The sequence below is a fragment of the Brevibacillus fortis genome, from assembly GCF_003013395.1.
Taxonomy (GTDB): Bacteria; Bacillota; Bacilli; order Brevibacillales; family Brevibacillaceae; genus Brevibacillus; species Brevibacillus fortis.
In genome coordinates this window covers 153,583-165,556 of sequence record NZ_PXZM01000036.1, presented here as the reverse complement: position 1 = coordinate 165,556, position 11,974 = coordinate 153,583, and the positions used below count along the sequence as shown (strand labels likewise).

The window sequence follows — 11,974 nt, the reverse complement described above, 5'->3', positions numbered from 1 at the left end:
TTCTCTCCTGACTCCCTTACCGAACAGCTTCACTCGGCAGGTTTTCCACAATCTCCCCATCTGCACTCACGTACGGCAATCCATTGTGTTTGAACACATGGTCGAGACAGAACATCTCTCCCTGTTTGTAGTCCAAAATCATCAGGTCTTCTGAACGGGTTGGGATTAATTCCTTCAACCGCTCTGGAAGATAGTCTGGTCCCACCGCTTGATGCCATTTCAAAATAATTTTTTCAGGACGCTCAGCTGTAGGATAAAAACCGCAAATCTCTAATTTTCCAAAGTCATGTGAAGTAAGAAGTACTCCTTTTTTCTCCAAACCACCCAGATTGCGTTTGGACTCGGCCACATTCCGGAAAGCCTCATCCAGTGGAATGGCATACTGCTCGACTCCCCTGACTGGCATAAATACTGTCAAATAATACGAAATGATTCGATTGTCGAGAAACTTGCGCTGCAAGTCGATCAAGGTTTCGACAGAATCGTTAACTCCACGAATGATGGCAGGCTGTCCACGAATCTGTACGCCGACGGATAGCAGAGCTTGCGTTGCTTGGATTGAAACGTCGCTTATTTCCCCAGGATGGTTGAACTGGGAAATCACACTTACCTGCTTGCCAGGTGTCTGTCTAACTTGGTCAAAAAACGATAGCAGCTCTCCGTCAAGAAAACGAGCAGGATCATAGGCCAAAGCCTTGGTTGCAAAGCGAACGAGTCGAATACTCTTCACACTCAAAAGAGTACTAATCAGCTTGATTAAGTCAGAGCTTTTACGGAAAGAAGCTGGATCTCCACCGGTAAAGAGGACGTTATCGATGTACGGATGAGCTTCCAGATACTGCACTGCCCTTTCTGCTTTTTCCATAATATTGGTGTATCCAATATCCTCATGGCGGATTTCATTCACTTTATAGCAGAACTGGCAGTTGGCAATACAAAAGTCATCGATGTGAAGCAACAATGTCTTTTTGTATTTGTGTTGCAGGAAAGCTGTTTCATCCTGACGGTACGACTTGTTTCCATAAGGATCAAAGCGGCCTTTATAGGGTTTTTCTCCCGGAGGCGGAAGCACGATATTGATCATCTGGGTACGATAAGGCTCTGTCTGACTCGCAATCAACTCAGCATAATAGCGAGTCACCTTAAATGGCATATAAGACTGCTCCAGTAAAGCACTTCGTTCTTCCTTCTCGGCTTCTGTAAAGCCGACAATTGTTGCAAACTCCTCAAATCCTTTTTTTCCCATTAATACTTTAACACTCAACGTAATCCCTCCAGTCATTCTTAAACACTCGTTCAATCATGCGATTCGCTTGTTATCCGAGAAGCAAATCCAGTTCTTTCTGTGTCAATTCAACATCTTCAAAATCCGATGGAGTAAATTCAGGGGCCTCCTGACGGCAGCAATGATCAATGAGCTGTTCCAATTCATTGCTAAACGACTCCAGCAGCTTCTCCATCGTCTCCTTGCGATACTTTTGCAAGCTGTACGTAACAGAAACCTGAAGTTCTCCTTGCCGAATGAGTGCAGCCACGTCAAGCAGTGCTGTCAAATGGTTACCCGCTCCAGCATCAACTGTCAAGTTTCCTCCCACCAGTACCAGATCATCTGTCGGTTGATTATCAACGGAACCCAGATAGTTGAATCGAACATGGGATTTTTCCTCTGCTTCTAGCTGATGAGGATGCAGCCACCCAAACCCAAGTCCACCCATTGGAATCTGTCGTAATTTCTCCTTTACCTCTTTCAGATGATCAGTCCGATTGGTTGAATTCGTTTCGATCAGCACAGGATACATGCTCGTAAACCACCCTACCGTTCTGGTTACGTTCATCGCATGAATAGAGGACTCACGCCCGTGCGATTCCATTTCCAGCAAGAGACGTTCTCTCTTAAACACATCGCGCAATGTCCGGGTAAGTGCCGCTACCAGCAGGTCTTGCGGAACCGTGTTGAACATTCGGTTAGCCATTGTCAACAACTGTGACGTTACCTCGGCTGAAAGTGTGCGCGTAGATGTAGCGCTGTTTTCAACCAAGTCTTCGCCAAGATCGTGATCAGTTGGAAGTTTATCTGCCGGGATGGAAACCATGTCCCAATACGCTTTTTCTTTGATTGGCTGTTCTGACTGGTAGAAGGCGGAAACCTCCTGTAGCCATGCTTGCATCGAATGTGTTTTCTCCGGCAGGACGATAGGCTCATTACGTTTTACGCAGGACAAGGCACTCATCAAGTCTTCCAGGAGAATCCTCCAGGAGACACCGTCTACAACAAGATGATGGGCCGTCAGAAACAATCGCTGTGGCTTATCGGGACCGCATTCAAATAGACAGCCGGTAAAAAGAAGCGATTCTTCCAAGTTGAAGCTAGCAGCACAAGCTCTCATCGCCTCAAGCATTTTACGCTCCTGCTCGTCTTGCGGTAAGGATGACAAATCGATGCGAGTTACCGACACACTACTGGTAAGGTGGCGCTCATTGTAAAAGAGCTTCCCATCTTTTGCAGAGTAATTCAGACGTAGACAATCGTGATGATGGACTAGCGCAGACAGACTTGCTTCAAATTCTTCCAGCGTAATCTTTTCCTTGCTTTCAAGGAGTAACGACTGGTTCCAATGATCAGCATTGCGGAAATGTTGTGACAGAAACCAAGAAATAATCGGTGACAGCGGCAACTCGCCAGTACACGGCTCCTGCGAGATCCGCTCCACTTCCCAGTTCCAGTCCCTACTCGCTTTTAGTTCTGCGATCGTGTCATAGAGCAAAATGTCTCTCACCGGAATCTTGATTCCTCGCTGATGCAATCGATAGGAAACTTGAATCGCCTTGATCGAATCCCCCCCTAGTTGGGAAAAGGGGTCATGCAGTCCAAGTGGTGAATGACCGAGTACGCCCTCATACACCTCAACCAATAGCTTGTCAAACTCGTCACGAGGAGTGGTCGCTTCCTCCGCACCCATCCGCTCGATAACAGGTTCAGGTAGCTGCTTGCGATCCACCTTGCCATTTGAGGTCAGTGGAAATTGTTCAAGCTGCATGATTTGCGAAGGGATCATGTACGTGGGCAATCGTCGTGCCAGTTCCTCGCGCAGCTCTTTCTCCTGGAAAGCTGTTTCCGTAATCAAGTAAGCACAAAGGTACTTACGCCCCCACGTATCTATCCGATCGATCACCACCGCCTCACGCACAGATGGATGGCTAAGGAGCTGCTGCTCAATTTCCCCCAATTCAATGCGGTAACCATGAATCTTCACCTGATAATCAGCCCGCCCCAGATACTCCATGACTCCATTTGGCCGATAGCGAACCAGATCGCCCGTCTTATACATCATTTTGCCTGGTTGAAACGGATCAGGTAAGAATCGCTCTTGCGTCAATTCCTCGCGGTTAAAATACCCCCGTGCCATGCTATCTCCCGAAATGAACAGCTCTCCTGTCGTTCCGATCGGGATTGGTTTCCCATATGAATCCAGTACGTAGAGCTGCACGTTACTGATCGGATGTCCAATCGGCACAGAACCCTCGACATCGGTCTCTGGATCGTATTGATAGATCATGCAACCGACTACAGTCTCAGTAGGGCCATACTCATTGAGAATTTCGATTTGTCCGTTCCATTTCGCATGAATCCCCCGAGCCATGCTCACCTTCAAGTCCTCGCCGCCCACAATCACTCTCTTTACCGTAGTACAAGGCAGAGCGATTTCTTGCAGCAAAAACAGATGGGCAGGTGTCAGCTTTACAACATGGGAGCGTCCGTCGCTAAAGATGCGAGATAACACAAATTCTGAATCGGAGTGCGGATAGATCACCATCCGATTTCCCTTTATCAACGGACAAAAAATGGACGTCACCGTCAAATCAAATGCCACTGAAGAATAAAAAGCAAAGGCTTCATCAGGACTGGTAAGATAGCGGTCTTTTGCCCACCATATGTAGTTGACTAACCCCCGATGAGTAACCATGACCCCCTTCGGATTTCCGGTAGAGCCTGATGTATATATAACGTAGGCCAAATCATCTGGCTGATTAACCGATTCCAGGATTGCGCCATCATTGCGATACAGGGATGAATCACCAAGCTCTAGGATCTCTTTGGACCACGAAATCGCATCTGTTCGAGTGGTGTGACGAAGCAACAGATCCGCTCCAGAATCAGACAGCAAATATTCGATGCGCTGAGAAGGAAGTTGAGGGTCAATCGGTAGGTAAGCACCGCCAGCTTTTAGCACTCCCAGCAGCCCGATTATCATCTCTGGCGAATGATCTGCCAGCAGTGCGACAATTACTCCAGGGCCAACTCCTCGGTTTCGCAACGACTGAGCTAGTCGATTTACTTGATCATGCAGTTCCTGAAACGTCAGCATCCGCCCCTCTGACTCCAATGCAACTCCCTGTGGCGAGCGTTTTACCTGCTCTTCAAACAACTGGACAACCGTCTTCTGGCTGGGATAGGAAGCCGCTGTATCGTTCCACGCTTTGAGTTGTAGTGCCAACTCTTCGTCAGCAAGGAAGTTCAGATTGGAAAGCGGAACTTCTGGATTCGCGATCATTTGATTGAGCAGTCTTACGAGATGATCCGCTATCTGGTCAACATCATCTTCTGTGTACTCGGCGATCTTATAATCCAATTCCAGCGTCAATCGTTCATCTGTTGCCCATTCCCTGATAATTACTTGGAGCGAGTACAATTGGTGACCGTTATAAAACTCCTCATTCGTCACGGGGTATCCGCCAATGGTGAAGGGCAGCTGCGTGCTGTAATAATTTACACAAATCTGAAACAGGCTTTCATAGCCATGTTTCTTCAATTCCAACTCTTGAGCCAGCAAATCGTAGGGATATTTTTGGTGAAAAAAACAGGAAGTCAATTCCCTGTTGACATATTTGACATAATCGAGAGCATCCATTTCCATCGGAACTGCCAAACGAAATGGCATGGTGCTTGTGAACATCCCGAATATTTTTCGCTCCACTTTGCCTGAACGGTTTAACAGCGGCGTACCAATCACAATTTCTTCTTGCCTCGTACAACGCTGAAGGTAAAGACTCACGAGAGCCACAAACAAGGAATTTAGCGAGCATTTCATCTGGTTTGCAAACTCGCGTATTCTTGTCGAATCTTCGCGGTTGAATGAATACACTTTGCGCTTGCCTTCGGTAGTATCTGTTGCCTTTTGTAATGTCGTGATCACGGGCAAGCTCTGAAACTTGTCCCGCCAGTATCGCTTGTCCTTTTCAAATCTCTCAGACAGAGAATAGGCATGCTCCCTGTCGACAAAAGCTTGATAAGCGTGTTCATCTCCTACATGAACGCTACCGCCTGCCAGCAACGTGTCATAAAATTGAGCAATTTGTTCTGTCATAATGGAGATGGACCAACCATCAGCAATCAAATGGTGCAACTTTACAAAATACCCCGATTCTTCGTCACTCAGTTGAATCAGACCAAAGTAGGACAAAGGCTCCTGTCCGATGGAAAACGGCTTTTCAAACAAAGTTTGCATAAATTGTCTGCACCGATCAGGGGCATTCGGTTCCCGTCTGAAATCAAACACCTGCAATGGCTGTGGTTCGTACTCTCCAACAAACTGAAGGACTGTCTCTTCCTCCTGATAGTTGAGTCGTAAAGCATCGTTCTTTTGAATGAACAGGTGAATGGCCGCTTCTAGTACATCCAGTTTCACCTTTCCTTGAACCCTCACCATCCCCCCTAACGTATGGACAGGGAGATGAGGATGTAATTTTTCCGTATACCAGATACGCTTTTGTGGATGACTTAAAGGATATCCCACCTTCGATTGCTTCTTATCCTGGCGCAATGCATATCCCCCCTTTCGGAATTGTGCAGATGTAATCACAATTCGAGCGTGGTAAAAAATCTTTCTTATTACATATACTTCCAATTCCAACTATATAGATGACTCTTCTATAGTGTCAAATGAATTTTACATAAAATGTTATTTCTGAAAATTGGATGAATTCCCTCTCTTTTTCCTTACTCTATCGCTGCATAGAATGGAAAATTTTTTTTGCACACTATTGCTTTTAGTTGTCTTTTCACGTAGGATTAAATGTAATATATTGGTAAAAACAAGCTCTTGGAAGGATGAATGTGATTAGATGTCTGTGACACTTCGTGAAGTAACCCTGGAGAACTGGGAAGAGTGTATTGAACTGGAACCTACCCCCGAACAGAGTGAGTTTGTTGCCCCGAATCTCTACTCTATCGCTGAAGCAAAGTTTCAAACTACATTTGTCCCTTTGGCCATATACCACGATGAAACGATGGTTGGATTTGTCATGTATGGACTTGACCCCGACGATGGAAACTACTGGATTTACAGACTCTTAATTGATGCGAAGTTTCAACGGCAAGGCTACGGTCGGACTGCGATTTCGCAAGTCATTGATTTGCTGAAAGCAAAGGAAGATTGTCAAAAAATCGTTATTGGTTACGCCCCAGCAAATATGGCAGCCGAAAACCTATACGCTTCGCTCGGGTTTCAAAAAAATGGCATGGTTCTGTTTGGCGAGACTATTGCAGAATTGAACTTTTAACCTAGCTATTTTCGTTGCCCAAAAATGAAACAGCGGCGAGCTAAGACCTAAAAATCAAGTCTTAGACTCGCCGCTGTTTGAATTGTATTCCAACATACTAAAAAAGCACACTTTCCATGTGTCTGTAAACATCACGGATCGTGTGCATTCGTATTTGATATGGTGCCGGTGAAGGGACTTGAACCCCCACGGTTTCCCTCACGATTTTGAGTCGCGCGCGTCTGCCATTCCGCCACACCGGCATGTGAAACTTTGAATAAAATAGCACATCATCGATAGAAAATCAATGGTGGGGAGAGACGGATTCGAACCGCCGAACCCGGAGGGAGCAGATTTACAGTCTGCCGTGTTTAGCCACTTCACTATCTCCCCACAATATGTGCGGTCAAACTTCTAGGTCTACTATCTTCAACCAGAAGCGACATTTATTAATCTATCATGAACTTCGTTTGACGTCAACACATTTATTTGGACTGACTCTCTTTTTTTACCAAGATTTCCTGTGCCCACTCGTGAAAGACACGCAGTGCTTCGTCCACCTCTTGAAATGTTGCTTCTCCCTCACAGGTGTATTCCGGGAAGTCTAGAATGCGGTTTTTGCGAATCTTCACTTGCTCTTCTTCGCATTTTATCTCCAAGAAGTACGGAACTGCTTCATCTATCCCATAATTGTTTTCTAAAAACTCGTAGGTACGTACCCACTCCAGAATTCGAACTTCCGATGCTTTTAAGCGAAGCACCTGCTCCAAGGACATAATCGTTTCATTTCCGTAGTAATACATGTAATTCAGCCCTTCTGCATGAAAATGGACGGAGCCGTGACTCCGCCCTGTTATTGGTGTGATGAATTAGATCGAGGAAAGCAGCTCTCTCAGTTCTTTGACAATCACTTGCTGGTAGGCAGTGCCTTCTCCATACTGCTCAAGCATTTCGGAACGCGCCACTTTGATCTTGTCTTCATAATCTGGGGCATTTCGATCTGGGTTTTGCTGCTTAAATGCTGTCATGACAGCTTGGACATGCTTGGGTCTCGGTCCCCATTTGATCAGAACATGTCCACCAGTGTCCGCAAAGATAACGACAGGGATCGCCCGACCGCCCATTGTGAGAAACTCATCCATGAGATCGAGGTGTTCTTCCATCACCATAATTTCGACTGGCATGTCTGTTTCTTTCAGGGCATGCAATACAACTGGCAAGTTGCGAACGACGTCGCCACACCAGTCCGCTGCCAAAATCAAGCATCTGAGGTCATCGCGATGCTGGAGAGAGGCAAAAAACGCACGGTCTTGTTCATCCTCCCATGAAAATGCATCCGACCAGTTTTGGTATGTATCCTGATTTTTTGTCATGCTTTCCACGAACGCTTGTGGCTTGAGCCCCGTACGGAATTTATGTGCTACGTTTGCCCCCATCTTTTCTCCTCCTCGTGTGTAAAGAATCTAGTCTTGCTTTTCAGTCTCTGCTTCACTCGCTTCTTTCTCTTGCTTTGCCAACTCCATCATTTTTTGCAACAAAATATGCTGTGGCATGTGCATAAGGCGCTCTAAAGGTACCTGAAGTGCTTCAGCCAGCTTGACAGCCGTATCAGGTGATATTTGTAACGGACGCATGTATTTCCACTCCTTCCGCTTGCCTTCATCAGTCCCTTCAGTATAATACACGGCAATAAAACCTGCCAGCTTGGATACTGACTCAATAACCCTCGGGAATCCGCAATCGCTTCGGAAGGCGAGAGCATTGGAACGTCCTCAACAGGTGGGAGCGGATCAAATTGGCGATGAAATTGGGCTAACAGCTCTACCATAGCCTTTGCTTCACGAAGAGGCAATTCCCCCTCCGATTTCTTCTCAATAGCTCTCACTTCTACATGCAAATCTGCTTTTCCTCGCTTTTTACGCCAAAAAAGATAATCCCTTCTGAATGAAAGTGAAGGGACTATCTCTCGTGAACCGACACCTGCACACGGAAAAGAACGGACTATGGCTTCTGCTTAGTGAGGATGCATGGTACACCAAAGCCGATCGCGCCGGGCTGGGACATCTGTTCCAGATATGCCAACCCTCGTGCACATTGCTTTTTGCATACTTGGCATGTATGGGACGTTACGATTTTCAGCTGTACTTGATTGGGGTGCTGTTTCGTATTCTTCTTCTTTATCTTTTTACCCTTGGCCATCCGTTTTCCTCCCTCTGCCCTGGATCACTCCAGTCTATGAAGGAGAACAACCCCGCTCTTTAGGCAAACATACAAAATCAAGATATTCACCTGCAAATGGGCCTTGTCATGCGTGTCAACAAATAGAAAAAGCCGCCGGGGGTATTTCCCAGCGACTCATGAGTCTTCACTATTGTTTTGGATTTAGCAACTGGCGCAGTTCCAGCTCCAGTGTAGAGGCATCGATCATGCCGATTATCTTCTTTCTTACGATCCCATCCGCGTCAATCAAGTAAGTAGTTGGGAATGCCATCACCTTATAACGATTCGACACGGTTCCAGCTACGTCCATCGGTATCGGAAATGTCAGCTTGTAGTTGGTGACAAAGGCCATTGCCGCTTCCGGGCTGTCATTGCTCATGACGTTCACGCCATACAGATCAACCTGTCCGCCATATTTTTCGTAGACTTTTTGTAAATCAGGCGCCTCCAGCTTGCATGGACCACACCAGGAAGCCCAAAAATTTAGGACTAATGGTTTCGCTCTTTTTCCTTCTACCTTGTACGTCTGCTGGTCCAATCCGGTCAGTGTAAAATGGGGGGCCGCAAAGCCAACCTCCGGCTTTTGAACCTCTGCTACGATTGCGGCTGTTTCTTGAGGCTTTTCCCAAACAGCAAGTCCGCCCCCCAATAATACGAGCACCGCGAGCAACAGCTTTTTCATTTTGTCACCTCTGCCCTACTGAGTTAGAATCCCGTAAAGCCTCCGTACATTTGAATGAGCACGCGTGTAATATCCGTCAGTTTATCTGTATACAGAAGAATACCAAACAAAATCATGATGGCTCCCCCGATTTTCATAAACAGGTCGGAATACTTCACAATCGCGTTCACCTTACTGATGAAGAACGTCATTACAAAAAATGGGATGGCAAATCCGAGCGTATACGCCAATGTGTAAGCCAAGGCGCTTGAAGGATTGGAAACACCCATGACGATAATGCCAGAAAGAATTGGTCCCACACAAGGTGTCCATCCAGCTGCATACGTCATTCCCACCAGTATGGACCCAGTATACCCCAACGGCCTTGATTTTAAATCGATTTTAAAAGAACGCATCATCCAGTCCATTTTAAACACGCCAAGCATAACCAATCCAATGACAGCAAGCAGAATACCGCCCAGTTGACGAATCAAGTCCTGTTGGTCGGTGAACAAGCTTCCAATCCAAGATGTAGACAGCCCGAGCGCAATGAAAATGATCGAAAACCCGACAATGAAGAAAAAGGTATGCAAAAAGGCTTGCTTGCGGAATACCGCTCTCCCTTTCTTCACTTCATCTACCGTAACCCCAGTTATGTAAGACAAAAAGGACGGATAAAGCGGCAGGCAGCAAGGGGAAATAAACGAAAGGAAGCCTGCTGCAAAAGCCAAAAACACAGAAATATCGCCAGTCATATGTACCTCCGGTGGGTATTTTATCCACTATCCTCTCATTGTATCGAATCTTTTCCCCCTTCAAAAGTAGCAAAGACACTTTGTCTTAAAACCGTGACAATTTACTTTACATAATATTGATTATGTCTTACATTTCTGCACGAAATGCAACAATTGGATGGATGTATCTGGTCCACTTCAGAAAATAGATCAGATTTTTGACAAATGTGACAAGTACCTTGCACGGAATACATGTAGGTGATGAGCAGCATGCCCCAGGATGAAATAGACAAGTGCAACTGCAGTTGTCTTGTCCTGAATAATCACTCCTGAACGACTCAACTCTTCTTCCGTAAGGCCTTTTACCAGTGATCGGGTAGCAGCGCGCACTCTCCGATACTCCTCCACTAGATCGACAAGCCGGCGGCGGTCAAAATTCGTTAAGCTGACAAAAATGTCCTGATGTCTTGGCAAGGGTGTCTTGTCTCCTCGGGAAGCACACAGCAAGCGATAGCTTGAGACGAATACTCTCATTGTACACAAAAAAGAGGCGGATGTACTCCGCCCCTTCCCTCTTATTCTTTTTCTTACTGAATAGTAACCTTGCCGCCATCTTGGAGCAATGTTTGCCCTTTTACCACGATCTTATCGCCGGCAGCCAAGCCTGTCAAAATTTCGATCTTATCACTGGAGGATTTCCCTGTAGTGACCTCGATTTGTTTTGCAACGTCACCTTCCAGCTTGAAGACATACTGTTTGCCGTCGCGATCAAATACTGCACCGCGAGTTACAACGATTGATTTTGCTCCATTTTCCCCAACCGATGGGAAGGATACATTCACGACCATATCGGACTTCAGTTCATTGGATGGGTTTGGAATCGTAATCTCTACTGGGTATGCCTTGAGCTGCGTATCCATTACTGGACTAATAGCTGTTACTTTGGCATCAATCGTTTTTCCTGTCGATTGTACGTTTACTTTTACAGTTGTTCCTACTTTTACTTTTGTAATATCTGCTTCTGACAGATTCGCTTTTACCAGGAGTGGGTTCGTGTTAACAACAACCACAACTGGCTGCTGACCTGCCATTTGACCAACTGCTCCATTTACGCTGGAAACATAACCGTTGATCGGAGACGTCACAGTCGCATTCGCTAATTGCTCACGAGCATTTTGCAAACTCACCTGTGCTTGCTGCACAGATGCTTCGGAAACTTGCACACTCGTTTTTTGCCCAGCAGATTGTACTGCCTGCTGCGCGTTATCATAAGAGGTCTGTGCCGTCGTCAGCTGGGAATTTGCCTGTTCCATCTGCTGAGCGGAAATCGCACCTTGTGAAAAGAGCTGTTGCATCCGCTGCTGGTTTACTTTTGCATCCGCAAGTGCAGTTTCTGCCTGCTTCAGGCTATTTTTCGCTTGGACCAAGCCTTGATCAGAGCTGCTGCCTGCCTGGTTTAAACTAGCTTTTGATACGTTGTAGGCTGCTTCTGCTTGCTTTACACTGTTCACCAGATCTTTTTCATCGAGCTTGAACAATACTTGACCTTTTGTCACGTATTGGCCCAGTTTCACTGGCAGGGCAGAAATTTTCCCACCCATTTTCGGGGAAACCTGTACTTCCTCACTCGGCGCCAGCTTTGCCGTGAGACCAGAATCTGATACCACTGTGCCCGTTGCAACAGTTTCAACCTGTACAGGAGTTGCCGCTTCCACAGTTTCCGTAGGCGGCGTTTCCGCTTGCGGGCTGGAGCAACCTGCCACTAGCGTGATGGCCAGCAATGCCAAAATGACGGGTTTTTTACTTAGTTTCATGAATG

At 46.4% G+C, this 11,974-nt stretch carries 11 protein-coding genes and 2 tRNA genes; 1 reads left to right on the top strand and 12 read right to left on the bottom strand.

The window, feature by feature from the left end; all coding sequences use genetic code 11:
- Window positions 1-16: 16 nt before the first annotated feature.
- On the bottom strand, window positions 17-1,264 hold the full coding sequence (locus tag C7R93_RS21435; protein WP_106840721.1) for a lysine 2,3-aminomutase: 1,248 nt from the start codon (window positions 1,262-1,264) through the stop codon (window positions 17-19).
- 52 nt (window positions 1,265-1,316) lie between these two features.
- The gene (gene edeP, locus C7R93_RS21430) at window positions 1,317-5,822 is read right to left on the bottom strand and encodes an edeine non-ribosomal peptide synthetase EdeP (protein ID WP_106840720.1); all 4,506 of its coding nucleotides are present in this window, start codon (window positions 5,820-5,822) and stop codon (window positions 1,317-1,319) included.
- A 301-nt stretch (window positions 5,823-6,123) separates the two neighbouring features.
- On the opposite strand from edeP, the gene edeQ reads away from it, so the two are divergent.
- Window positions 6,124-6,561: an edeine self-resistance N-acetyltransferase EdeQ gene (gene edeQ / locus C7R93_RS21425; protein ID WP_106840719.1), complete on the top strand. Its 438-nt coding sequence runs from the start codon at window positions 6,124-6,126 to the stop codon at window positions 6,559-6,561.
- A gap of 160 nt (window positions 6,562-6,721) precedes the next feature.
- On the opposite strand, the gene C7R93_RS21420 is transcribed toward edeQ, so the two are convergent.
- The 10 genes from C7R93_RS21420 to C7R93_RS21375 form a co-directional block, all read right to left on the bottom strand.
- A tRNA-Leu gene (locus tag C7R93_RS21420) sits at window positions 6,722-6,803 on the bottom strand.
- 45 nt (window positions 6,804-6,848) lie between these two features.
- Window positions 6,849-6,933: transfer RNA gene (locus C7R93_RS21415), tRNA-Tyr, on the bottom strand.
- A 92-nt stretch (window positions 6,934-7,025) separates the two neighbouring features.
- Complete coding sequence (locus C7R93_RS21410; RefSeq protein ID WP_106840718.1) at window positions 7,026-7,343, bottom strand: hypothetical protein; 318 nt, start codon at window positions 7,341-7,343, stop codon at window positions 7,026-7,028.
- 66 nt (window positions 7,344-7,409) lie between these two features.
- Window positions 7,410-7,976 carry a thioredoxin family protein gene (locus C7R93_RS21405; RefSeq protein WP_106840717.1) on the bottom strand — a complete coding sequence of 189 codons (567 nt, stop codon included), beginning with the start codon at window positions 7,974-7,976 and terminating at the stop codon, window positions 7,410-7,412.
- Between the two features lie 27 nt (window positions 7,977-8,003).
- A complete protein-coding gene (locus tag C7R93_RS21400; protein WP_106840716.1) occupies window positions 8,004-8,174 on the bottom strand; it encodes a YycC family protein in 171 nt (56 codons plus the stop codon).
- 367 nt (window positions 8,175-8,541) lie between these two features.
- Window positions 8,542-8,739, bottom strand: coding sequence for a hypothetical protein (locus C7R93_RS21395; protein ID WP_106840715.1), 198 nt, complete (start codon window positions 8,737-8,739; stop codon window positions 8,542-8,544).
- Between the two features lie 169 nt (window positions 8,740-8,908).
- A complete protein-coding gene (locus C7R93_RS21390; protein ID WP_106840714.1) occupies window positions 8,909-9,442 on the bottom strand; it encodes a TlpA family protein disulfide reductase in 534 nt (177 codons plus the stop codon).
- A gap of 23 nt (window positions 9,443-9,465) precedes the next feature.
- Window positions 9,466-10,176 carry a cytochrome c biogenesis CcdA family protein gene (locus tag C7R93_RS21385; RefSeq protein ID WP_106840713.1) on the bottom strand — a complete coding sequence of 237 codons (711 nt, stop codon included), beginning with the start codon at window positions 10,174-10,176 and terminating at the stop codon, window positions 9,466-9,468.
- 189 nt (window positions 10,177-10,365) lie between these two features.
- A complete protein-coding gene (locus C7R93_RS21380) occupies window positions 10,366-10,629 on the bottom strand; it encodes a DinB family protein (RefSeq protein WP_244191608.1) in 264 nt (87 codons plus the stop codon).
- 113 nt (window positions 10,630-10,742) lie between these two features.
- Window positions 10,743-11,969, bottom strand: coding sequence for an efflux RND transporter periplasmic adaptor subunit (locus C7R93_RS21375; RefSeq protein ID WP_106840712.1), 1,227 nt, complete (start codon window positions 11,967-11,969; stop codon window positions 10,743-10,745).
- Window positions 11,970-11,974: the final 5 nt, after the last annotated feature.